The organism is Microterricola pindariensis (genome assembly GCF_002936985.1).
Lineage (GTDB): Bacteria > Actinomycetota > Actinomycetes > Actinomycetales > Microbacteriaceae > Microterricola > Microterricola pindariensis.
The window spans coordinates 16,470-39,356 of record NZ_MPZN01000031.1; the positions used below are offsets into that span (position 1 = coordinate 16,470).

The 22,887-nt window shown below is 70.2% G+C and carries 19 protein-coding genes and 1 pseudogene; 17 read left to right on the forward strand and 3 right to left on the reverse strand.

Annotated features, from left to right (window positions below):
- Positions 1 to 145 precede the first annotated feature (145 nt).
- The 3 genes from GY24_RS10335 to GY24_RS10345 all read left to right on the forward strand — a co-directional run bounded on the left by GY24_RS10335 (position 146) and on the right by GY24_RS10345 (position 3,261).
- Positions 146 to 1,093 carry an ROK family glucokinase gene (locus GY24_RS10335; RefSeq protein WP_104475555.1) on the forward strand — a complete coding sequence of 316 codons (948 nt, stop codon included), beginning with the start codon at positions 146 to 148 and terminating at the stop codon, positions 1,091 to 1,093.
- A gap of 12 nt (positions 1,094 to 1,105) precedes the next feature.
- Entirely contained in the window at positions 1,106 to 1,795 is a 690-nt protein-coding gene (locus GY24_RS10340; RefSeq protein WP_104475556.1) for a lysophospholipid acyltransferase family protein, read from the forward strand.
- 128 nt (positions 1,796 to 1,923) lie between these two features.
- Complete coding sequence (locus GY24_RS10345) at positions 1,924 to 3,261, forward strand: class II 3-deoxy-7-phosphoheptulonate synthase (RefSeq protein WP_233279308.1); 1,338 nt, start codon at positions 1,924 to 1,926, stop codon at positions 3,259 to 3,261.
- Positions 3,262 to 3,440: 179 nt separating this feature from the next.
- Here the strand turns inward: GY24_RS10345 and pknB are convergent, their stop codons facing one another.
- Both pknB and GY24_RS10355 read right to left on the reverse strand, forming a co-directional pair.
- Positions 3,441 to 5,408 (reverse strand): Stk1 family PASTA domain-containing Ser/Thr kinase, encoded by a 1,968-nt coding sequence (gene pknB, locus GY24_RS10350; RefSeq protein ID WP_104475558.1) that lies wholly within the window; start codon positions 5,406 to 5,408, stop codon positions 3,441 to 3,443.
- A 118-nt stretch (positions 5,409 to 5,526) separates the two neighbouring features.
- A complete protein-coding gene (locus GY24_RS10355; protein ID WP_170067289.1) occupies positions 5,527 to 6,780 on the reverse strand; it encodes a LysM peptidoglycan-binding domain-containing protein in 1,254 nt (417 codons plus the stop codon).
- A 234-nt stretch (positions 6,781 to 7,014) separates the two neighbouring features.
- Between GY24_RS10355 and GY24_RS10360 the strand changes: the two genes are divergently transcribed.
- Positions 7,015 to 7,356, forward strand: coding sequence for an Rv2175c family DNA-binding protein (locus GY24_RS10360; protein WP_083364243.1), 342 nt, complete (start codon positions 7,015 to 7,017; stop codon positions 7,354 to 7,356).
- 62 nt (positions 7,357 to 7,418) lie between these two features.
- On the opposite strand, the gene GY24_RS10365 is transcribed toward GY24_RS10360, so the two are convergent.
- Positions 7,419 to 8,543 carry a polyprenyl synthetase family protein gene (locus GY24_RS10365; RefSeq protein ID WP_104475559.1) on the reverse strand — a complete coding sequence of 375 codons (1,125 nt, stop codon included), beginning with the start codon at positions 8,541 to 8,543 and terminating at the stop codon, positions 7,419 to 7,421.
- Between the two features lie 77 nt (positions 8,544 to 8,620).
- On the opposite strand from GY24_RS10365, the gene GY24_RS10370 reads away from it, so the two are divergent.
- The 13 genes and pseudogenes from GY24_RS10370 to GY24_RS10430 form a co-directional block, all read left to right on the forward strand.
- Positions 8,621 to 8,998: a DUF3040 domain-containing protein gene (locus tag GY24_RS10370; RefSeq protein WP_104475560.1), complete on the forward strand. Its 378-nt coding sequence runs from the start codon at positions 8,621 to 8,623 to the stop codon at positions 8,996 to 8,998.
- A 259-nt stretch (positions 8,999 to 9,257) separates the two neighbouring features.
- Positions 9,258 to 9,689, forward strand: a complete 432-nt coding sequence (gene mraZ / locus GY24_RS10375; protein ID WP_083364240.1) for a division/cell wall cluster transcriptional repressor MraZ — start codon at positions 9,258 to 9,260, stop codon at positions 9,687 to 9,689.
- A gap of 99 nt (positions 9,690 to 9,788) precedes the next feature.
- Positions 9,789 to 10,772 carry a 16S rRNA (cytosine(1402)-N(4))-methyltransferase RsmH gene (gene rsmH, locus GY24_RS10380; protein WP_104475561.1) on the forward strand — a complete coding sequence of 328 codons (984 nt, stop codon included), beginning with the start codon at positions 9,789 to 9,791 and terminating at the stop codon, positions 10,770 to 10,772.
- Positions 10,769 to 11,380 (forward strand): hypothetical protein, encoded by a 612-nt coding sequence (locus tag GY24_RS10385; RefSeq protein ID WP_104475562.1) that lies wholly within the window; start codon positions 10,769 to 10,771, stop codon positions 11,378 to 11,380. Before rsmH ends, GY24_RS10385 begins: the two co-directional genes overlap by 4 nt.
- 48 nt (positions 11,381 to 11,428) lie before the next feature.
- A complete protein-coding gene (locus GY24_RS10390) occupies positions 11,429 to 13,231 on the forward strand; it encodes a peptidoglycan D,D-transpeptidase FtsI family protein (protein WP_104475563.1) in 1,803 nt (600 codons plus the stop codon).
- A 13-nt stretch (positions 13,232 to 13,244) separates the two neighbouring features.
- A complete protein-coding gene (locus tag GY24_RS10395) occupies positions 13,245 to 14,786 on the forward strand; it encodes a Mur ligase family protein (RefSeq protein ID WP_104475564.1) in 1,542 nt (513 codons plus the stop codon).
- Positions 14,783 to 16,189, forward strand: a complete 1,407-nt coding sequence (locus GY24_RS10400; protein ID WP_104475565.1) for a UDP-N-acetylmuramoyl-tripeptide--D-alanyl-D-alanine ligase — start codon at positions 14,783 to 14,785, stop codon at positions 16,187 to 16,189. Before GY24_RS10395 ends, GY24_RS10400 begins: the two co-directional genes overlap by 4 nt.
- Positions 16,183 to 17,274: a phospho-N-acetylmuramoyl-pentapeptide-transferase gene (mraY, locus tag GY24_RS10405; RefSeq protein ID WP_104475566.1), complete on the forward strand. Its 1,092-nt coding sequence runs from the start codon at positions 16,183 to 16,185 to the stop codon at positions 17,272 to 17,274. The genes GY24_RS10400 and mraY overlap by 7 nt, the downstream gene beginning before the upstream one ends.
- On the forward strand, positions 17,271 to 18,815 hold the full coding sequence (gene murD / locus GY24_RS10410) for a UDP-N-acetylmuramoyl-L-alanine--D-glutamate ligase (RefSeq protein WP_233279309.1): 1,545 nt from the start codon (positions 17,271 to 17,273) through the stop codon (positions 18,813 to 18,815). The genes mraY and murD overlap by 4 nt, the downstream gene beginning before the upstream one ends.
- On the forward strand, positions 18,790 to 20,070 hold the full coding sequence (ftsW, locus tag GY24_RS10415; protein WP_083364232.1) for a putative lipid II flippase FtsW: 1,281 nt from the start codon (positions 18,790 to 18,792) through the stop codon (positions 20,068 to 20,070). The genes murD and ftsW overlap by 26 nt, the downstream gene beginning before the upstream one ends.
- 9 nt (positions 20,071 to 20,079) lie before the next feature.
- A complete protein-coding gene (locus GY24_RS10420; RefSeq protein WP_104475568.1) occupies positions 20,080 to 21,186 on the forward strand; it encodes a UDP-N-acetylglucosamine--N-acetylmuramyl-(pentapeptide) pyrophosphoryl-undecaprenol N-acetylglucosamine transferase in 1,107 nt (368 codons plus the stop codon).
- A 65-nt stretch (positions 21,187 to 21,251) separates the two neighbouring features.
- Positions 21,252 to 22,664 (forward strand): UDP-N-acetylmuramate--L-alanine ligase, encoded by a 1,413-nt coding sequence (gene murC, locus GY24_RS10425; RefSeq protein WP_104475569.1) that lies wholly within the window; start codon positions 21,252 to 21,254, stop codon positions 22,662 to 22,664.
- 7 nt (positions 22,665 to 22,671) lie between these two features.
- Positions 22,672 to 22,887 (forward strand): annotated as a pseudogene (locus GY24_RS10430) (hypothetical protein); the annotation flags it as partial.

Consider the following 22,887-nt stretch of genomic DNA (forward strand, 5'->3'; position numbering starts at 1 on the left):
GCGCACGTGCGCACGGGCGCGCAACGTGCCGGGCAGGGCCGTCCCGGAAAACGGATGGGATTACACTCTAATGTGGTGCGCGCCGCTGCCCTTCGCCGGGCCCGACGGCGCCTCCCTCTGGAAACCCATTGAAAGGCTGTGGCGCGTGCACGCGATCGGAATCGACATTGGCGGCACGAAGATCGCCGGGGCGCTCGTCGACGAGTTCGGTTCGATCGTGAAGAGCGAGCGCGTGCCGACGCCCGCCGGCGACCCGCGGCAGATCGAGGACGCCGTCATCGCGATGGTGCAGTCCCTCTCCGTCGGCGAGCAGGTCGCCGCCGCCGGCGTCGCCGCCGCCGGGTTCATCGACGCCGCCCAGTCCACCGTCTACTACGCACCGAACATCAACTGGCGCAACGAGCCGTTCCGGGCTGTGCTCGAGGAACGCCTCGACCTCCCCGTCATCATCGAGAACGATGCCAACGCCGCCGGCTGGGCCGAGTTCCGCTACGGCGCCGGCCGCCTGTACAGCGACATGGTCACCCTCACCATCGGCACCGGGGTCGGCGGGGCCATCGTCAGCGGCGACCGCCTGTTCCGCGGCGGCTTCGGCGTCGGCGCCGAGCTCGGCCACCTGCGCGTCGTTCCGGACGGCCTGCCCTGTGGCTGCGGCGCCCGCGGCTGCATCGAGCAGTACGGCTCTGGCCGGGCGCTGCTGCGCATGGCCAATGAGTACGCGGATGCCGGCGGCATCGGCCAGGGCCTGGCCGAGCTGCGCTCCGAGCGCGGCGAACTCCGTGGAGAGGACGTCGCCCAGCTGATCACCGCCGGCGACAGCGGGGCGCTGGCCGCCCTCCGCCAGCTCGGCCACTGGCTCGGCCAGACAGCCGCCAGCCTCTCGGCCGTGCTCGACCCGCAGGTCTTCGTCTTCGGCGGCGGTGTGGCCTCGGCCGGCGAGCTGCTGCTCGACCCCATCCGCACGGCCTACCTGGAGCACCTCCCGGCGCGCGGCTATCACCCGGAGCCGACGTTCCTCGTCGCCGAACTCGTCAACGACGCCGGCGTCGTGGGCGCAGCCGACCTCGCTAGGCTGAGCACGAGCCAGAAGTAGGGAGGTGACGCCATGTTCTACTGGATCATGAAGAACATCGTCATCGGGCCGATCCTGCTGGCGCTGTTCCGTCCCTGGGTGACCGGGTTGGAGAAGGTGCCGAAGTCCGGGGGAGTGATCCTCGCCTCCAACCACCTCTCGTTCATCGACTCCATTTTCCTGCCGCTCGTCGTCGAGCGGCGCATGGCGTTCTTGGCCAAGAGCGAGTACTTCACCGGCAAGGGCCTGAAGGGCGCGCTGACGCGGTTCTTCTTCACCGCGTCCGGCCAGCTGCCGATCGACCGCTCCGGCGGCAAGGCCTCCGAGGCCTCCCTGAACACCGGCCTGGCGGTTCTGGGCCGCGGCGAGGTGCTCGGCATCTACCCGGAGGGCACCCGCAGCCCCGACGGCAAGATGTACCGCGGCCGCACCGGCGTCGCCCGGATGGTGCTGGAGGCCGGCGTCCCGATCATCCCCGTCGCGATGATCGACACCGAGAAGGTGATGCCGATCGGCAAGCGCCTGCCCAAGATCCGGCGCATCGGGATCGTCATCGGCGAGCCGCTGGACTTCAGCCGCTTCGAGGGAATGGAGGGCGACCGGTTCGTGTTGCGCTCTGTGACGGACGAGCTGATGTACGAACTGCGCGCGCTGAGCGGGCAGGAGTATGTCGACGTCTACGCCAGCTCCGTGAAGGAGCAGAGGGCCGCGCTTTCGCGCTAGGCTCGTGAGCATATCGGCGGCCGCTTCCGGCCGCCGTTCATTCCGACATCCCTCTGATGTCGCCTCGAGAAAACAGGAATAGTCCCGTGGTACACCCCACCGAACCGGTTGTTTTGGCAGATCCCTCTGTGATTGCCGGTCTGGACTATTGGCGCACGCTCCCGATCAAGCAGCAGCCTGACTGGCAGGACCCCGAGGCGACCGCAGCGGCATCCGCCGAGCTCGCCACGCTGCCGCCGCTGGTGTTCGCCGGCGAGGTCGACCAGCTGCGCACCCGTCTGGCCGCCGCGGCCCAGGGCCAGGCGTTCCTGCTGCAGGGCGGCGACTGCGCCGAGACCTTCGCGGGAGCGACGGCCGACCAGATCCGCGACCGGGTCAAGACGGTGCTGCAGATGGCCGTCGTGCTCACCTACGGCGCGTCGATGCCCGTCGTCAAGATGGGCCGCATGGCCGGACAGTTCGCCAAGCCCCGCTCCAGCGACAACGAGACGCGCGGCGACGTGACCCTGCCCGCCTACCGCGGCGACATCGTCAACGGCTACGACTTCACCCCCGAGTCGCGCCAGGCAGACCCGCAGCGACTGATCAAGGGCTACCACACGGCCGCCTCGACGCTGAACCTGATCCGTGCCTTCACGCAGGGCGGCTTCGCCGACCTCCGCCAGGTGCACAGCTGGAACCAGGGCTTCGCCGCCAACCCGGCCAACCAGCGCTACGAGAAGCTGGCCCGCGAGATCGACCGCGCCATCGGCTTCATGGCCGCCTGCGGGGCCGACTTCGACGAGCTGAAGCGCACCGAGTTCTACACCGGCCACGAGGGCCTGCTGATGGACTACGAGCGCCCCCTGACGCGCATCGACTCGCGCACGGGAACCCCGTACAACACCTCATCGCACTTCATCTGGATCGGTGAGCGCACCCGCGAGCTGGACGGCGCACACGTCGACTTCCTCAGCCGCGTGCGCAACCCGATCGGCGTCAAGCTCGGCCCGACCACGACGACCGACGACATGATGCGCCTGGTCGACAAGCTCGACCCGAACCGCGAGCCCGGCCGCCTGACCTTCATCACCCGGATGGGCGCCGGCAAGATCCGCGACGCGCTTCCCCCGCTGCTGGAGGCCATCAAGGCCAGCGACGCCCTGCCGCTCTGGGTCACCGACCCCATGCACGGCAACGGCATCACCACGCCGAACGGCTACAAGACGCGTCGTTTCGACGACGTCGTCGACGAGGTCAAGGGCTTCTTCGAGGCGCACCGCGCGGTCGGCACGAACCCGGGCGGCATCCACGTCGAGCTCACCGGTGACGACGTCACCGAGTGCCTCGGCGGCAGCGAGCACATCGACGAGGCCACGCTGGCCACGCGCTACGAGTCGCTCTGCGACCCGCGCCTGAACCACATGCAGTCGCTGGAGCTGGCCTTCCTGGTCGCCGAGGAGCTGGCGGCAGACAAGCAGCGCTAGCCGCTTCGAGCCGAGACGACGGATGCCGCGCCCCACACTGTGGGGCGCGGCATCCGTCGTTTGAGCGGCCCGCCCGCGCAGGGGCTCGCGGGGCGCAGGGGCTCGCGGGGCGCATGGGCGCGCCGGGCGCATGGGCGCGCCGGCGCTCCCGCACCGGCAGGGCCAAGCGGGGCCGGTCGTTAGAACGTGACCTGGGCCTTGACGAAGACGGAGGAGCCTCGCTCGAGGAGCTCGCCGGCCGGGGGATCGGTTGAAACCGCCTTCGCCAGGACGATGAGCGCCTCCGGGAAGTTGTGGCTGACCTCGAAACCGGCGTCCTTCAGCGTCTGGATCGCATCCTGCAGGCTCATGCCGACAACATCGGGAATCGCGATCAGGTCGGGGCCCTTCGACACGGTCAGCACGATGGTGGACCCGGGCCGAACGGGCCCGTCGCCCTGCGGCGAGGCGGAGATCACGGCGCCGTCCGGCACGTTCGAGTCGAAGACGGGGTCGGTGGTCTCGACCTCCAGGCCCGCCTGCGTCAGTGTCTCCGTTGCCTCGTCGACGCCCATGCCCGCGACGTTGGGGACCGGGCCGGCCGAGACGACGAGGCTCATCGTCGACCGCTCATAGGCGGTCTCGGCGACGGGGTTGCCGTCGGCGTCGAGCACGGCGATGACGGACCCGGCCGGCTGCTCGTCGGTGAAGCGCACGTCGCTCGCCTCCGCGAGCGTGAACAGCGGCGAGAGCTGGGCGCGGGCGTCCGCCTCCGGCAGGCCGACCACGGCGGGCACGGCGACGATGGCCGGGCCGGTGGAGACGCAGAGGGTCACGGTGCTGCCGCGGGGCAGCGCGGTTCCGATGGCCGGATCGGTGCTGGCGACGAGATCCGGCTTGATGCTCGGGTGGGTGCAACTCGCGGTCGCGTCGGCCGGCTGCAGGCCGGCCTCGGCGATCGCCGCCGTGGCGACGTCGACGCTCTGCCCGGAGACATCGGGAACGCTGGCGCGGGAGCCGGGGCCGGAGCCGAAGTACCAGCCAGTGCCGGCGGCGAGGCCGGCGAGGAGCACGATGGCCGCGAACAGCCAGTAGCCGCGGCGCTTGCGCGCGCCGGCCTTGCCGCGCAGCAGCACGGCGCTGTCGGCCTCCGCCGCCTCGACGGGGCCCGTGCGGTGGCGGGCACCCAGGATCTGGGTCTCGGCGTCGGAGCCGGCGAAGTCGTCGACGCCGCCCGCCAGCGCGCCGCCGCCGAGCACCATGGTCTGGGCGAGGGGGCCCGGCAGCACCGTGGTGGCCGCGGTGGCGTTCGGGTCGACGGCGCCCGGCATGCCCGCGGTCACCGCGAGCAGCTGCTCGAGCATGGCGCCGGCATCCCGCGGCCGGTCCTCCGGGTCGCGGGCGGACGCCCAGAGCACGAGCTCGTCGAGCTCGTGGGGGAGCCCGGCCACCTTGAGGCTGGGGGCGGGAACGGAGTCGTTGGCGTGCTGGTAGGCGATCTGCATCGGCGCCTCGCCGACGAAGGGCTGCTCGCCGGTGAGCATCTCGTACATCATGATGCCGAGGGCGTAGATGTCGCTGCGGGCGTCGGCGACGCCGCGGGTGACGAGCTCGGGGGAGAGGTAGGCAATCGTGCCGAGCAGGGCCTGGCCGGTCGCGGTGTTCGCGCTGGCCGCGCGGGCCAGGCCGAAGTCGCCGAGCTTGATGCGGCCGTCGTCGGCCAGCAGCACGTTCTCCGGCTTCAGGTCGCGGTGCACGATGCCCGCCTTGTGCGCGGCGGCGAGCCCGCCCAGCACGGCGGTGACGATGTCGACGGTCTGTTCCGGGGTGAGCTTGCCGTAATCCTTCAGCAGGTCGCGCAGGGTGATGCCCGGCAGGTACTCCATCACCATGTAGGCCATGTCGGAGTCCTGGCCCTGGTCGAAGACGTTGACGACGTTGGGGTGGGCCAGCCGCGCGGCGGAGCGGGCCTCCTGCACGAAGCGGGTCTTGAAGGTGTCGTCGTCGGCCAGGTGGCCGTGCATGATCTTGATCGCGACGCGGCGCTCGAGGCGCAGATCGGTGGCGAGGTAGACGGTCGCCATGCCGCCGCGGGCGATGCGGGAGCGCACCTGATAACGGCCGTCAATCAGACGGCCGATCATCGGGTCATTCGGTGTGGAGCTCACCGTTGAAGTCTAGGAAGTCCTGGCTGGTAAACCCCGGCAAAACACCGCGAAGCGGCGCATTGACACGGGGTTGTTATCAGATCTCGTGCCGGAGACGCGTCGCCCCGGGCGTGTCGCCCTAGCCGAGCTGGGCGAGCCAGCTGCGCGCCGAGTGCTCCCAGTTCGCGTAGAGCTCCGGGTGTGCCGAGATCTGCACGGCCTGCGCCGCCTCCGTGACGCTCATCGACTGCCAGCCGTGGATGTCGAAGAGCCCGCGCGGAACGATGTCGTTGTCGTTGGGCGCCTGGCCGAAGAAGGCGAGGGTGGCGTACACCGGGTCCGTCAACTGGGCGGGCGTGCCCCAGCCGGAGCTCGGCCGCTGCTGGAAGAGCCCGAGCGAGTCGCGGTCGCCGTAGTGGATGTTCCGCAGCGTGGATTCCTGTGCGGCGGTGGCCAGGGCGATGACGATGGCCTCGTCGCTGGCGCCGATGGAGCGGGCCACGTCGACGATGATGCGCGCGTTCTCGCGCATCTCACCGCTGAGCGGAACCGTGTCGGCGCCGGCGGCGTGACCGGCGGCCGCCTCGGGGACGACCTCACGCACGAGCACGGCCGGGGCGAGCGCGGCGCCCGGCAGGGCAAGCGTTTGCCCCGGGTAGATGATGCTCGACCAGCCGAGCCCGTTGGCGTCGAGCAGGGCCTGCACCGAGACGCCCGCTGCGCCGGCGATGCCGCTGATCGTGTCGCCAGAGCCCACGGTGTGGGTGCCGCCGGAGCCCGCCGATGCGGATGCGGTGGAGGCGGCGGGCGCTGGCGCCTCGCCGGCATCCGGCAGCACGATGGTCTGGCCGGGGAAGATGAGGCTCTGCGCGTGCAGGCCGTTGGCGCTGAGCAGCACCTGGCTGCTGATGCCGTGGGCGGCGGCGATGCCGCTGATGGTGTCGCCGCTGGCGACGGTGTACCGGGAGATCTCGGAGGACGGGGTGGCCGGCGCCGCGGCGACCGCGATCGGGCTGCCGCCGAGGCTGAGCTGCTGGCCGGGGAAGATGACCGCGGACCAGCCGAGGCCGTTCTGCGCCAGCACGGCGGCCGTGGAGAGGCCGAAGCGCGCGGCGATGCCGCTGACGGTGTCGCCCTCGACGACGGTGTAGCTGGAGGGCGCGGGGGCAGCGGTGACGGCTGCCGGGGCTGCTGTGAGCTTGGGCGTCGGAATGGCGGCGCGCGGCTTGAGCGTCGGCTTGGGCGTCGTCGCGGCCTCTGCCGGTTGCGCGAAGTTCAACGACACCGCGATCGCACTGGCGACGGCGAGCGGGATGGTGACGAAGGAGGACCGCCGTTTGGCGGATGCGCGGAGCGCCGCGCGGCGTGTGGTCGTGCCTTCGATTTCGTTCATCGCCCGATCAGTCTCATGCCCTGGTCCCCGTCCACTTGACCCCTTCACCGTGGCAGAGAAGTGATCGAGAGTCAATCACTGTGGCCAGAGTGTCGGAAGTGCTTTCGTGTGACTGGTGTGACGTAAGTGACAAAAGTGCTTGATGCGGTAAAAGTGACCAAGATTCGACTGTTCGCACAATCCGGCTGCGGCGCGCTGGTTTGCAGCGGAGCGTCGACGTGGCACTCTTAGAACGTGACCGATGTGTTCTCAGGCCGACAGTGGCTAACTATCCCCGACCTTGTTGACCTTCTCGGCGTTGGCCAGAGCCGTGTGCGCCGACTCATTGAGGACAAGCACCTGCTCGCAGTGCGCCTCGACGGCGTGCTCAAGGTGCCCGCCGACTTCCTGGACGAGTCCGAGCCCCTGACCGCGCTGCGCGGCACGCTGTTCGTGCTCGCCGACGACGGCTTCAGCGACGATGAGGCCATGGAGTGGCTGCTCAGCGTCGAGGAGAGCCTGCAGGCCGCCCCGATCGACGCGCTGCGCGCCGGCCGCAAGGCCGAGGTGCGCCGCGTGGCGCAAGCGCTCTCCTAGGCTCTCCCGCTGGGTGAGCCTGTCGTCACCGCGGTTTCGACAGGCTCATCCAACGCCGGCTGCTATGCCGAGCGCTTGGTGACGGTCTCGGCCAGCTCGCTGAGCTGCGCGATCGCGCGCCGGCTGAGTGGGGACGGGCCGATCGCGGCGATCGCGGTGCGCACGTTGCGCGAGATCAGCGCCTCCACCTCGTCGACGGCGCCGCAGTCGATGATCGTGTTCTGCAGCATCCGCACCTGCGTCTCGTCGAGCTCGGCGTCACCGAGCAGCTCGTCGATGGCGCGCCTTGCGCCCTGCGGCATGAGGCCCCTGGCGATGGCCACCAACACGGTGCGCTTGCCCTCGCGCAGGTCGTCGCCGCTCGGCTTGCCCGTGACGGCGGCATCGCCGAACACCCCGAGCAGGTCGTCGCGCAGCTGGTAGGCCACGCCGAGCGGCAGGCCGAAGTCGCGCAGCGCTGCCAGCTGCGCCGGCGTGCCGCCGGCGAGGGTCGCGCCGATCAGCAGGGGTGCCTGCACGCTGTACTTCGCCGACTTGTAGACGATCACGCGCTCCGCACGCTCGCGCAGCTCGTCGTCCGGGCGCCGTAGCCACGCACTCTCCTCGAGCACGTCGAGGTACTGCCCCGCTGTCACCTCGGTGCGCATGTGGTTGAAGGCCGCGCGGGTGGCGCGGGCGGCAGCCCTGTCCTCGAGCAGCTCCAGGCCCTCGTCGAGCAGCTCATCGCTCCAGCCGAGCAGCAGGTCTCCGAGCAGGATCGCGGCGGCGCGACCGAAGGCGGCGGGATTGCCCGCCCACTCGGAGTCGGCGTGCAGCGCCTCGAAGAGTCGGTGGGCGGATGCCGAGCCGCGCCGGGTGTCGGAGTTGTCGATGATGTCATCGTGCACGAGGGCTGCGGCGTGGAAGATCTCCAGCGCGGCCGCGACGGAAACGATCGCCCGCAGGTCGCGTGCCGGCTCCTCGTCATCGGCGAAGGGGTCGAAGCCGGAATCCGAGCCGGTGACCGACTCGAAACCCCAGTAGCAGAAGAGCGCACGAAAGCGCTTACCACCGCTGAGAAACTGCCGAGAGAACTCCACGAATGGGTTCAGCTCGGGGCTGATCGCGCGCACAATGGGAGCACGGTCCGCGAGGAATTCTGAGATGCGTGAATCGACAAGGTCGACCAGTCGGGTGCTTTCTGCCACGCGCCTAGCCTAGCCATCGAAGCGGCGATAGAATGATGTTGATATCTCGACACGATCCCGAGACTGAAGGGAATGAGATGCCACTTTCTGAGCAGGAGCAAAGGCTCCTGGAGGAGATGGAGCGAAGCCTCTATCGCAATGACGCCGATTTCGTCGCGACCGTCGGAGCGCCCAGGGGGCGCCCCAGCTACCGTTCCATCGCACTCGGCGTGCTGATCACCGTTGCCGGCATCGGCGGGCTTCTCGCCGGCGTCATGCTGCACCAGCTCGTGATCGGAATCATCGGTTTCGTGGTCATGTTCGGCGGCGTGCTGCTGGCGATCAAGCCCTCGAGGTCGATCCCTGTCGAGCCCCCGGCCAGCGCCAGGGGCAAGGCCCACCCGTCCCGCGCGGACACCGGCTTCATGGACAAGATGAACAACCGCTGGGACCGTCGCCAGGACGGGCAGGAGTAGCCCTCCACCCGCGCTGCACCACCGCTTCGAATTCGGGGCCGATCCACACGGATCGGCCCCTTTTTTGTACCCCCGAGCTCCTGTGGGAGCCGCACGTGTCAAAATCCCTCCATTTCACTCCACGTTCAACATCCGCAGGATTCTGCGGATGCTTGCCGCGCCTTCCGCACGATTCTTGCCGATATCGTTGTTTTGGGGTGGTAAGTGGAGTAAAGTGGAGTGAACTCGGACCTTGGCCTGAATTGCGGGGGGTGATGGCATGTTCCTTGGAAGCTACGAGCCCAAGCTCGACGACAAGGGGCGCCTGATCTTGCCCGCGAAGTTCCGCGAGGAACTCGCCAGCGGCGTCGTCGTGACCCGTGGGCAGGAACACTGCCTCTACGTGTTCAGCGCACGCGAGTTCGAGAACCTGCACGAGAAGATCCGCCAGGCCCCTGTCTCGAGCAAGCAGGCCCGCGACTACCAGCGCGTGTTCCTCTCCGGGGCGAGCGCCGAGACGCCGGACAAGCAGCACCGCGTGACGATCCCCGCCACTCTCCGCAACTACGCCTCGCTGGAGCGCGACCTCACCGTGATCGGAGTCGGCAGCCGACTCGAGATCTGGAACAGCGCCACCTGGGACAACTACCTGAACGAACAAGAAGCCGCATTCGCGAACACAGAAGAGGAGGTGATTCCGGGACTGTTCTAGTTCCTGACACCTGACTCCCAGCCGATTCGCCCTGCCACACTTCCCCGGTGGCAGGTCGAGCGGATGGGGATCAGGAATCAGGAGCCCTCCCTGGAAACCATGGCACTCAACGACATCCACACCCCCGTCCTGCTCGAACGCTGCGTCGAGCTCCTCGCCCCGGCCATCGACAAGCCCGGTGCCGTCCTCGTCGACGCGACGCTCGGCATGGCCGGCCACGCCGAGGCGTTCCTCACCCGGTTCCCCGAGCTCACCCTGATCGGGCTGGACCGCGACCTCGACGCCCTGGCCATCGCCAAGGAGCGGCTCGCGCCGTTCGGCGACCGCGCCCGCTTCGTGCACACCGTCTATGACGGCATCACCGCCGCGATCGCCTCGCAGGGCTTCAGCGAGGTCGACGGCATCCTGTTCGACCTCGGCGTGTCCTCGCTGCAGCTGGACCGGGTCGAGCGCGGCTTCTCCTACTCGCAGGACGCCCCCCTCGACATGCGCATGGACGCCACCTCGCCGCTGACGGCCGAGACGATCCTCGCGGAGTACCGCGAGGGGGACCTGCGGCGCATCTTCGAGCACTACGGCGAGGAGAAGCTCAGCGCCCGCTACGCCAGGGCCATCATCGCCGCCCGCGAGATCGAGCCGATCACGCGCTCCGGCCGGCTCGTCGACATCCTGCAGGACGCCACCCCCGGTGCGCTGAAGAACGCCGGCCACCCCGCCAAGCGGGTGTTCCAGGCACTCCGCATCGAGGTCAACCAGGAGCTGTCGGTGCTCGAGCGGGCCATCCCGGCCGCGCTCGACGCCGTCGCCGTCGGCGGCCGCATCGCCGTCATGTCCTACCAGTCGCTCGAAGACCGGCTGGTCAAGCGCGCCTTCGCCGCCGCATCCGCCTCGACGGCCCCGGCCGGCCTGCCGATCGAGCTGCCGGAGCACAGGCCGCAGTTCAAGCTGCTCGTGCGCGGCGCAGAGCTGGCCAGCGACGAGGAACGGGCGCTGAACCCGCGGGCGACGCCGGTGCGCCTGCGCGCGGCCGAGCGGCTCTGGAAGCCGGCAACGACCGGCACGAAGCGGGGGAGCGGCGAATGAGCGACAACCTGGCCAGGAACTACGCCCGCCCCGCCCACCCGGCCGCACCCCAGCGCGCCACCGAGGCGCCCCGGCCGCACATCGAGATCGTTCCATCGCGCGAGCAGCGCAAGGCCAGGCCGAAGCTGGCCTACGGCATCACCGCCGTGCTCGGCATCATCGCGATCATCGCCGCCCAGCTGGTGCTGAGCGTCGTCACCTCGCAGGGCGCCTACGAGATCGCCGCGCTGCAGACCCAGCAGAAGGAGGCGACCCGCGACGCACAGGCGATCACAGAGGACCTCGACCGCCTGAAGTCGCCCCAGTTCCTCGCCGCCAACGCGCAGGCGCTCGGCATGGTCACCAACGCCAACCCCGCCTACCTCCGCCTCTCCGACGGCGCCGTGCTCGGCCAGCCGTTCGGCGAGCAGGGCGTCGGCGCGTCCGGCGCGTCCAGCCTGGTGCCGAACGCGCTGCTGGCCGGTGTGCCTCTGGTCACCGAGCAGGCCCCGCCCGCCGCGCCCGCCGAAAGTGAGGCAAAGTCAGCCACGCCGACCCCGCCTGCCGCCCCGCCGGCACCGGCCGAGTTACCGTTGCAGAATGGCATCCCCGCACCGGCCACCCACTAGCCCGACCGACTCACCCACCGGCCAGGCAGACAGAGGGAGAACCCGATAGTGGCGCGCAACACCCGGTCGAACAGGGCCCGGATCTTCTCGGCCTCGCTGCTGCTGTTCGCGCTGCTCGCCATCTTCGTCGTGCGCCTCGTCGAGATCCAGGTCGTGCGCGCCGACGAGCTGAACGCCGCCGCGCTCGACAACCGCTCCAGCTCGACCCGCATCCCCGGCGCCCGCGGCGACATCGTCGACGCCAATGGCACGGTGCTGGCCGGCAGCGTCCAACGCTTCGACATCGAGATCTCGCCCAAACAGGCCGTCGCGGCCTCCACGGAGGGAATCCGGGAGAGCGACCCCGAGCTGGCGGCGAAATCCCGCGCCGTCCTCACGGCCGAGACGGAACGGCTCGGCGCGGCGCTCGGCAAGAGCGGCGCCGAGATCCTCGGCGTCATCGACGCGGCCCTGGCCGAAAACCCCGACTCCGACCACGCCTACGTCGCCAAGTCGGTCGACACGGAGGTCTGGCGGGCCGTCGACGACCTCGACATCGCCTGGCAGTACGCGCGGTCCATCCCCGCCCGCAGCTACCCGAACGGCTCCGTGGCCGGCAACCTGGTCGGCTTCGTCGGCGCCGACGGCGGCGCCCAGGCCGGGCTCGAGCTCGGCCAGGACAGCTGCCTGGCCGGAGTCGACGGCCTGGAGGCCTACGAGACCGGGGCCGACAACGTGCGCCTCCCGGACACCACGCGCACCGTCCGCGAGGCCAAGCCGGGCGGCACCCTGCACACCACCATCGACGCCGACCTGGAGTGGTACGCGGCGCAGACGCTCGCCGAGCAGGCGCAGGTCACCGGGGCCGCGTGGGGCTCCGCCATTGTGATGGAGGTCAAGACGGGCAAGCTCCTCGCCGTCGCCGACTACCCGTCCGTCGACCCGAACAACGTCGATGGCACCGCCGCGGAGGACCGCGGCTCGCGCGCCTTCGCCGCCCCCTATGAGCCGGGCTCCACGTTCAAGGCGCTCACAGCGGCCATCGTCATCGACGCCGGCCAGGCCGAGCCGAACTCGCAGGTCGTCGCGCCGTACCGGATGATCTTCCCGAACGGCGCAGACGTCAACGACTCCAGCTTCCACGGCGACGACCACCTCACCCTCACCGGCGTTCTCATCGACTCCTCGAACACGGGCATGTCGCAGTTCGGCGAGCGGATCAGCGACGACTCCCGCTACGAGTACATGAAGAAGTTCGGGCTCGGCACCGAGACCGAGGTCGACTTCCCGTCCGAGGCCCCGGGCGACCTGAACGGCGACGGACCGGACAGCTGGGACAACCAGACCCGCTACGCGACGATGTTCGGCCAGGGCATGACGACGACCGCCGTGCAGAACGCCAGCATCTACCAGACCATTGCCAACAATGGCGTGCGGCTCCCGGTGCAGCTGGTCACCGGCTGCACCCACCCCGACGGGACCGTGACGGAGCAGCCGAGCACAGAGGGCGTGCAGGTCATCTCGCCGGCCGCGGCGCGCGCGACATCCGACATGCTGGAAATGGTGCACACGCAGGGCTGGTTGGCCAGCCAGTGGAACGTGCCCGGCTACCGTGTCGCCGCCAAGACAGGCACCGCGCAGATGTCTGACGGCACCGGCAAGTACTCCAAGGACTACATCGTCTCCGTCACCGGTTTCGCCCCGGCCGACGATCCGCAGTACGTGGTTTCGGTAAGCTTGGCTCGCCCGGTAAACATGAATACCTCTGCCGCGCCTGCCCCAGTCTTCCGAGACGTCATGAGCCAGGTGCTGAAGAAGTACCGGGTCGTTCCATCCGGCGCTCCGGCGCCCGAACTGCCAGCAAACTGGTGAGAAAGAGGGCCAAGTGACCGGACCCACGGCGCTCCGCCCGCAGCACCCCGTTTCACGATCCCTGTCCGGATTGGTCGATACCTTCGACCTTGACGTGCGGGGCGACATCGACGGAGTCGAGCTCAGTGGCATCAGCCTGAGCACGACGACGGTGCAGCCAGGAGATCTTTATGTCGGCGTTCCCGGGCGGAACGCCCACGGCGCGAGCTATGCAGCGGATGCCGCGCGCTCCGGCGCCGTCGCCGTGCTGACCGACGAGGCCGGCGCGGCCCTCGCCGCCGAGTCCGGCCTGCCCGTGCTCGTCACCCCCGACGCCCGCGCGGCGCTCGGCGACGTCGCCGCCTGGATCTACCGCACCGCGGACAACCCGGCGACCCTGTTCGCCGTCACCGGCACGAACGGCAAGACCAGCGTCGTCTACGTGCTCTACGCGATCCTCAGCCAGCTCGGCGTCGTGGCCGGCCTCACCTCCACCGCCGAGCGCCGCATCGGCGAGCTCGCGGTCACCAGCAACCTGACCACGCCGGAGGCGAGCGAGCTGCACGCCCTGCTCGCCCGCATGCGCGAGGCCGAGGTGCGCGCCGTCGGCGTCGAGGTCTCCGCGCAGGCGCTCAGCCGGCACCGGGTCGACGGCCTTGTCTTCGACATCGCCGGCTTCACCAACCTGAGCCACGACCACCTCGACGACTACTCCGACCTGGAGAACTACTTCCAGGCCAAGCTCGAGCTGTTCCAGCCCGACCGGAGCCGGCGCGGCGTCGTCACCGTCGACTCCGAGTGGGGCACGCGCCTCGCCCAGTCCTCCCGGATCCCCGTCACCACGCTCAGCACGCTGCCGGGCGGCACCGCCGACTGGCGCATGAGCGTGCTCGAGGAGCACGCCACCTTCACCCGCTTCGCCCTCGAGGGGCCGGAGGGGCGCAGGCTGGAGACCACCCTGCCGCTGCTCGGCTGGTTCATGGCCGCCAACGCGGCACTGGCCATCGTGATGCTCGTCGAGTCCGGGTTCGACCTGGACGCCATCGCCCACGCGCTGGACCGCGACGGCGGCATCGACGTGTACATCCCCGGCCGCACCGAGCGGGTCTCCGGCGAGCACGGACCCACCGTCTACATCGACTACGGGCACACGCCCGACGCGTTCCTGAACACGCTCGAGGCGATCCGGCGCACCACAGAGGGTCGCGTCATCATGGTCTTCGGCGCCGACGGCGACCGCGACACCACCAAGCGCGCCGACATGGGCGCCATCGCCGCACGCGGCGCCGACGCCGTCGTCATCACCGACTTCCACCCGCGCTTCGAGGACCCGGCCAGCATCCGCCAAGCCCTCCTCGACGGCGCGCGGGCCGCGGTGCCGGACGCCGAGCTCTACGAGATCGCCGACCCCCGCGCGGCATTCCGCGCCGCCCTCGCCCTCGCCGGCGACGGCGACGCCGTGCTCTATGCCGGCCCGGGCCACGAGGACTACCAGGAGGTTGCCGGCGTGAAGCTGCCCTACTCTGCCAGAGACGATGCCAGACTGGCGCTCCGAGAGGCCGGGTGGCTGCAGTGATCGCCATGACCATCGCCGAGATCGCCGAGGCCACGGGCGCGCAGCTGCTGCGCGCGCCGGAGCCCGGAACCGTGATCACCGGCCTCACCCACACCGACTCCCGCGACGTGAGGCCCGGTGACGTCTTCGTCTGCAAGCCGGGGGAGTTCACCGACGGCCACCTGTACGCCCCGACCGCCCTCGAGGCGGGCGCCGCGCTGCTCATCGTCGACCACGAGCTCGACCTCGACGTGCCGCAGCTCCTCGTCGACGACGTCGTCATCGCCCTCGGCGCCTTTGCCACCGAGGTCGTCGCCCGGGTGCGCGCGCTCGGCAAGTTGAAGATCGTCGGTGTCACCGGCAGCAACGGCAAGACCACGACGAAGAACCTGCTGCGCACCATCCTGCAGGAAGTCGGCCAGACCATCGCCCCGCGCGCCTCGTTCAACAACGAGGTCGGCGCCCCGCTGACCATGCTCGAGCTGACAGAGGACACCGAGTTCCTCGTCGCCGAGATGGGCGCGAGCGGCATCGGCGAGATCGCCAAGCTGGTCGCCATGGCCAAGCCGGACATCGGCGTCGTGCTGAGCGTCGGCCTCGCCCACGCCGGCGAGTTCGGCGGCATCGAGGCGACCGTCACCGCCAAGACCGAGATGGTCAGCGATCTGACCGCCGCCGACGTCGCCGTGCTGAACGCCGACGACCACCGCGTCGCCGGCATGGCGGCCGCCACCGCGGCATCCATCGTCTGGTTCGGCCTCGGACCGAACGCCGCCGTGCGCGCCGCCGACGTGCACGCGGATGCCACCGGCACCAGTTTCACACTCACCCTCGCGTCCGGCGAGAGCCGGCCGGTGCGCTTCCGCGTGCTCGGCGAGCACCACGTGATGAACGCCCTGGCCGCCGCCGCCGTTGCCGAGTCGCTCGGCGTCGACATCGACGGCATCGTCTCGGCGCTGGAGAGCGTCGAGCTGGCCGAGCGCTGGCGCATGCAGGTGCTCGGCGGCCGCGACGGCGTGACGATCATCAACGACGCCTACAACGCCAGCCCCGACTCGATGGCCGCCGCGCTCAAGACGCTCGCCCAGATCCGCACGCCGGGGCAGCGCACCATCGCCGTCCTCGGCGAGATGAGCGAGCTCGGCGAGTTCTCCGGCGAGGAGCACGACCGCATCGGCCTGCTCGCCGTCCGGCTGAACATCTCGCAGCTGCTCGTCGTCGGCCAGAACGCCCGCCGCATGCACATCAGCACCATCAACCAGGGCTCCTTCGACGGCGAATCGCACATCGTCGACGACGCCGACGAGGCCTTCGAGCTGCTCAAAAACATGATCCAGCCGGGCGATCTCGTGCTGGTGAAGTCATCGAATTCGGCCGGTCTGCGTTTTCTCGGCGATCAGCTGGGAGAATTGTTCTCGTGGTAGCCCTGCTCACCGCCGGCGGCCTGTCGCTCGCGTTCACCCTGTTCCTCACCCCGGTCTTCATCAAGCTGTTCCACAAACTGCAGTGGGGACAGTTCATCCGCGACGACGGCCCGCAGGCGCACCACTCCAAGCGCGGCACCGCGACGATGGGCGGCATCGTCGTCATCCTGGCCGTGCTGCTCGGATACTTCATCGCCACCTGGGTGAGCGGCGACCCGCCGACCACGTCGGGCCTGCTCGTGCTGTTCATGATGGTCGGCCTCGGCCTCGTCGGCTTCATCGACGACTTCCTGAAGACCCGCAAGCAGCAGAGCCTCGGCCTCGGCGGCTGGGCGAAGGTCACCGGCCAGGTGATCGTCGCCGGCACCTTCGCCGTGCTCGCCCTGCAGTTCCCGAACGCGCAGGGCATCACGCCGGCCTCCACCCACGTGTCGTTCATCCGTGACCTGCCGATCGACTTCCTGACGCTCGGCCCGATCATCGGGCTCGGCGTGTTCATCATCTGGATCTGCCTGATCGTCGCGGCCACCTCGAACGGCGTCAACGTCACCGACGGCCTCGACGGGCTGGCCACCGGCGCGTCCATCCTCTCCATCGGCTCCTTCGTCGTCATCGGCTTCTGGCAGTTCAACCAGAGCTGCTTCGGCGGCGGCGGCGAAGACCCGTTGCGCTGTTACGACGTGCGCGACCCGCTCGACCTCGCCATCGTCGCCGCGGCCATCACCGGCGCCCTGATCGGCTTCCTCTGGTGGAACACCTCGCCGGCCCAGATCTTCATGGGCGACACCGGCTCGCTCGCCCTCGGCGGCGCGCTGGCCGCCTTCGCCATCCTCAGCCACACCGAACTGCTGCTGATCCTGCTCGGCGGGCTGTTCGTCATCGAGGCCGGCTCCGTCATCGTGCAGCGGGCGTACTTCAAGGTCACCCGCGGCAAGCGCATCTTCCTGATGAGCCCGATCCACCACCACTTCGAGCTCAAGGGCTGGGCGGAGGTCACCGTCGTCGTGCGGTTCTGGATCATCGGCGGCCTGCTCGTCGCAGCCGGCGTCGGCACCTTCTACCTCGAATGGATCTCCCGCGCGTGAGTGCACCTGACTTCGACTCCGTCTCCGACCGACTGGACAGCCTGCAGAGCTGGAACGCCGACTGGCGCGGGCTCCGCGTCGCCGTCCTCGGCCTCGGCGTCACCGGCTTCGCCGCCGCAGACACCCTCACCGAGCTCGGCGCCGACGTCCTCGTCCTCGCCTCGGCCGCCGCGGACGACCGGGCCCGCCTGGTCGAGGTGATCGGCGCCCGGCTGCTGCAGGGCGAGCTCGACACCGTGCCGGCCGGCCTCGCCGACTTCGACGCGGAGCTGCTCATCGCCTCGCCCGGCTTCCACCCCGACCACGTCGTGCTGGAGTGGGCGGCGAAGCGCGGCATCGCCGTCTGGGGCGACATCGAGCTGGCCTGGCGGCTGCGCGACAAGGTGCCGACCCCGTCCGGGGCCCCAGCCCCGTGGATCCTGGTCACCGGCACCAACGGCAAGACCACCACCACCCAGCTGACCGCCACCTTCCTGGCCGAGGGCGGCCTGCGCGTCGCCCCCTGCGGCAACATCGGCGTGCCGGTGCTCGACGCCATCCGTGACCCGCAGGGCTGGGACGCCCTCGTGGTGGAGCTCTCCAGCTACCAGCTGCACCACGTGCGCCGGGAGGGCGTCGGATCGCTCGAGCCGCTCGCCAGCGTCTGCCTGAACATCGCCGACGACCACCTCGACTGGCACGGCAGCGGCGGGGCCTACCGCGCGGCGAAGGCCACCGTCTACGCCAACACGCTCGTCGCCTGCGTCTACAACAAGGCCGACCCGGTCACCGAGGCGATGGTCAGAGAGGCGGATGTCGCCGACGGCGCCCGCGCCATCGGCTTCGACCTCGGCGCGCCGGGCCCGAGCGACTTCGGCATCGTCGACGGCATCCTCTGCGACCGCGCGTTCCTCGACGACCGCCACCACAGCGCCATCGAGCTGAGCACGCTGGCCGAGCTCGCCGAGCGGGGCCTGGACTCGCCGCACATCGTCGCCAACATCCTCGCCGCCAGCGCCCTGGCACGGGCGGCCGGCGTCAGCGTGGACGCCATTCACCGAGCACTCGGCCACTTCCAGCTGGACGCCCACCGGATCCAGCTGGTCGCCGTCTCCGACGGCGTGCGCTGGATCGATGACTCCAAGGCGACCAACCCGCACGCCGCGCTCGCCTCCCTCCAGTCGAACGACTCGGTGGTGTGGGTCGTCGGCGGCCTGCTCAAGGGGGTCGACATCGACGACCTCGTCCGGAGCCAGGTGCAGCGGCTGCGCGCGGCCGTGATCATCGGGGTCGACCGGAGCGCACTGCGCGAGGCATTCGCGCGACACGCGCCGGAGCTGCCGGTGTTCGAGGTGGACTCGACCGACACTGGAGAGGTCATGCCGAACGCGGTGCGGTTCGCCGCGAGCGTCGCAGCCCCCGGTGACGCGGTGCTGCTGGCGCCGGCGGCCGCATCCATGGACCAGTTCGCCGACTATGCGGAGCGCGGCACACTGTTTGCCGGCGCGGTACGAGAATTTCTGGGAGGTGGGGCGGATGAGCAATCCGCCTCGGGCCACTAGCAGGCCCCGGGCGAGCGAGGAGGAGACCCCTCGCGTCGCCTCGGCCCGCATCTCCCTCGGGCGCCGACTCCGCGCAGAGGGCACCAACTTCTACGTCCTGCTCGGCACCACGCTGTTCCTCGTCGGCTTCGGCCTGATGATGGTGCTCTCCTCCTCCTCGGTGGAGTCCTACCTCGAGGACGACGGCTTCTTCGCCGGCTTCTTCCGGCAGGCCGGCTTCGCCCTCATCGGCGTGCCCCTGATGCTCGTCGTCAGCCGCTTCCCGATCTCGGTGTGGAAGTGGCTGGCCCCGTTCGCCCTGATCGGGGCGAGCATCCTGCAGGCGCTCGTCGTGTTCACCGGCCTCGGCGTCGGCACGGGAGGCAACACCAACTGGATCAACCTGTTCGGGGTGCAGTTCCAGCCCTCCGAGATGATCAAGCTCGCGCTCGTGCTCTGGATCGCGCAGATCGTCAGCCGCAAGGAGGAATTCCTCGACGACTGGAAGACGGGGCTGCTGCCCGTCCTGCTCACCAGCGGCGCCGCGATCGGCCTCGTCCTGCTCGGCAACGACCTCGGAACCGTGATGGTGATGGCGGCCATGCTGTTCGGCGGGCTGTTCTTCGCCGGCGTGCGGCTGCGCATGCTCGGCGCGCTGGCCGGCGCCGGTGCCGTGCTGTTCCTCATCGTCGCCGTCAGCAGCCAGAACCGCCTGTCGCGCATCATGATGTTCGCCGACGGCAGCTGCGACGACCCGGAGAAGCAGCTCAACGAGTGCTGGCAGACCATCCACGGCGACTACGCCCTCGCCAACGGCGGCATCCTCGGCGCCGGCCTCGGCAACTCGAAGGCGAAGTGGTCTTGGCTGCCCGCCGCCCACAACGACTACATCTTCGCCATCATCGGTGAGGAGCTCGGCCTGCTCGGCGCGATCGTCGTGCTGGTGCTCTTCGTCGTGCTCGCCTTCACCTTCGTCAAGATCATGAACTCGAGCACCGACACCTTCGTGCGCGTCGCCACCGCCACCGCCATGTTCTGGATCATCGGCCAGGCCTTCATGAACATCGGCATCGTGCTCGGCGTCTTCCCCGTCTTCGGGGTGCCGCTCCCGCTCATCTCCGCCGGTGGCACGGCGCTGGTGACCACACTGCTCGCCATCGGCATCGTGCTCTCCTTCGCCAGGCACACCCCGGAGGAGCGTGAGGCGCTCGGCCTGCCCGCCCGGCAGGGGATCCGCCGCGTCATCCGGACCCGAACGAAAACCCCCGCGAATTAAGGACACTGCGTGACCCGCTATCTTCTGGCCGGTGGGGGTACCGCCGGCCATGTCAACCCCCTGCTCGCCGTAGCCGACACCATCCGCGCCTCCGAGCCCGACGCCGAAATCCTCGTGCTCGGCACCGCAGAGGGCCTGGAGGCGCGGCTCGTGCCCGCCCGCGGCTATGAGCTCGTCGTCATCCCCAAGCTGCCGTTCCCGCGCCGGCCCAGCATGCAGGCGCTGCGCTTCCCGCAGCGACTGAGACAGACGGTGCGCCGGGTGCAGGCCCTGATCGCCGAACGCGGCATCGATGTGGTCGTCGGCTTCGGCGGCTATGTCTCCACGCCCGCCTACCTGGCGGCGGGCCGCGCCGGCATCCCCTTCGCGATCCACGAGGCCAACGCCAAGCCGGGCCTGGCCAACAAGCTCGGCGCCCGCTCCACCCGCTTCGTCGGGGTCGCCTTCCCGGACACCCCCATCCGCCATGCCCGCTTCGTCGGGATGCCGCTGCGCCCCGAGATCGAGCACCTCGACCGCGCAGCGCGCCGCAGCGAGGCGCTGGCCTTCTTCGGCCTGGACGCCGACCGCCCGGTGCTGCTGGTCACCGGCGGCTCGCTCGGCGCCCGCCGGATCAACGCCACCGTGCACGAGAGCGCGGCCGCGATCACGGCCGCCGGCTGGCAGATCCTGCACATCACGGGCGACAAGGCCGAGATCGAGAACCCCGGCATCGACGGCTACACCCTGCTCGCCTACTGCGACCGGATGGACCTCGCCCTGGCCGCCGCCGACTTCGCCGTCTCGCGGGCCGGGTCCGCCACCGTCAGCGAGCTGGCCGCCCTCGGCCTCCCCGCCGTGTTCGTGCCCTACCCGGTCGGCAACGGCGAGCAGCGCTTCAACGCGGCCGCCGACGTCGCCGCCGGCGGCGCGCTGCTGGTGGACGACGGCGAGTTCCTGCCGGGCTGGGTGGAGGCCACGCTGCTGCCGGTGCTCGCCGACCGCGCCGGGATCGAGCGGATGGGGGAGCGGGCGGCATCCGTGGGCACCCGCGACGGCTCGGCCCGGATGCTCGCCCTCGTGCACGATGCGCTGGCCGACCGCGCCTCGCACGGAAACCCCACCGACGCCGCGTAACCTTAGCGCTGTGCGCGCGCACCGCACACACCCGTACGACGCAATCGAGAGACGAGTATTCAACCGTGACCATCAAGCCCGACCTCAGCATCACCGTCCCCGCCGAACTGGGTGCCGTGCACTTCGTCGGTATCGGCGGCTCCGGCATGAGTGGAATCGCCCGGCTCTTCCTCGGCGCCGGCTACACGGTCAGCGGCTCCGATGTGCGCGACAGCGCCAACATCGCCGCGCTGCGCGCGCTCGGCGCGACCATCACCGTCGGCCACGACGCCGCCAACGTCGGCGCGGCCGACACGCTCGTCGTCACCGGGGCGCTCTGGCAGGACAACCCCGAGTACGTTCTCGCCCTGGAGAAGGGGATGCCGGTGCTGCACCGCTCCCAGGCCCTGGCCTGGCTGGTGCAGAACCACCGCCTCGTCTCCGTCGCGGGCGCGCACGGCAAGACCACCTCGACCGGCATGATCGTCACCGGCCTGCTCGGCATCGGCGAGGACCCGAGCTTCGTTAACGGCGGCGTCATCGACACGCTCGGCGTGAGCTCGGCCCGCGGCGAGGGGGAGCTGTTCGTCGTCGAGGCCGACGAGTCCGACGGCTCCTTCCTGCTCTACAACACGGCCGTCGCCCTGATCACCAACGTCGACCCGGACCACCTCGACCACTACGGCTCGCTGGAGGCCTTCCACGAGGCCTTCGTGACCTTCGCCTCCGCGGCATCCGAGCTCGTCGTCGTCTCCGACGACGACGCCGGCGCCGTCGGCGTCACCGCGACGCTCCGCGCCGCCCAGCCGGACAAGCGCGTCATCACCTTCGGCGAGGCCGACGACGCCACCGTCCGCGTGCACTCCATGGACACCGACGGCCCCGTCGCGTTCAGCGTGAGCTGGGAGGGCCAGGACTACCGCGCGCAGCTGCGCATCCCCGGCCGGCACAACGCCATCAACGCGGCCGGCGCCTTCGGCGTGCTCGTCGGGCTCGGCTTCGACCCCGCCGCCTCCCTCGCCGCCATCTCCGAGTTCGGCGGCACGGAGCGCCGCTTCCAGCTGCACGGCACGGTCGCCGGCGTGAGCGTCTACGACGACTACGCCCACCACCCCACCGAGGTGGCCGCCGCGCTCTCCGCCGCCCGCACCGTCGTCGGCTCCGGCCGCATCATCGCCGTGCACCAGCCGCACCTCTACAGCCGCACCCGGCTGTTCGCGCAGGAGTTCGCCGACGTGCTCGAGCGCTACGCCGACGAGACCGTCGTGCTGGACGTCTACGGCGCCCGCGAGGACCCGGAGCCCGGCGTGACCGGCGCGCTCGTCTCCGAGCGGTTCCAGGATGCCAGCCACGTCGCCTTCGTGCCCGACTGGCAGGCGGCCGCCGACCACACCGCGCAGATCGCCCGCGACGGCGACTTCGTGATCACGCTCGGCTGCGGCGACGTCTACCGGATCGTGCCCCAGCTGCTGGACGCGCTGACGCGCGCGAAGGCCTAACCACGGCATGAAGCGACCCCAGGGCATCGAGCACACGGCGAAGGCCGTGCCGTCGACGACCCCGGAGCGCCCCGCCGCGGCCGCGCAGGCTGCCCCGCCGCACACCCCGGCATCCGCCCCGCGCAAGGCGGCCGCCCGCCGCGTCGCGCTGCCGACCGCCTGGTGGCTGAACAAGCCGGCCGCCGGCGAGGCGCCCACCGCCGAGGCCGTGACCGAGCCGATC

Excerpts from the sequence above, each read along its gene's own strand:
- GY24_RS10340 (WP_104475556.1), top strand. The coding sequence starts at position 1,106 with ATGTTCTACTGGATCATGAAGAACATCGTCATCGGGCCGATCCTGCTG.
- GY24_RS10355 (WP_170067289.1), bottom strand. The coding sequence starts at position 6,780 with ATGAACGAAATCGAAGGCACGACCACACGCCGCGCGGCGCTCCGCGCA.
- GY24_RS10370 (WP_104475560.1), top strand. The coding sequence starts at position 8,621 with ATGCCACTTTCTGAGCAGGAGCAAAGGCTCCTGGAGGAGATGGAGCGA.
- mraZ (WP_083364240.1), top strand. The coding sequence starts at position 9,258 with ATGTTCCTTGGAAGCTACGAGCCCAAGCTCGACGACAAGGGGCGCCTG.
- rsmH (WP_104475561.1), top strand. The coding sequence starts at position 9,789 with ATGGCACTCAACGACATCCACACCCCCGTCCTGCTCGAACGCTGCGTC.
- GY24_RS10385 (WP_104475562.1), top strand. The coding sequence starts at position 10,769 with ATGAGCGACAACCTGGCCAGGAACTACGCCCGCCCCGCCCACCCGGCC.
- ftsW (WP_083364232.1), top strand. The coding sequence starts at position 18,790 with ATGAGCAATCCGCCTCGGGCCACTAGCAGGCCCCGGGCGAGCGAGGAG.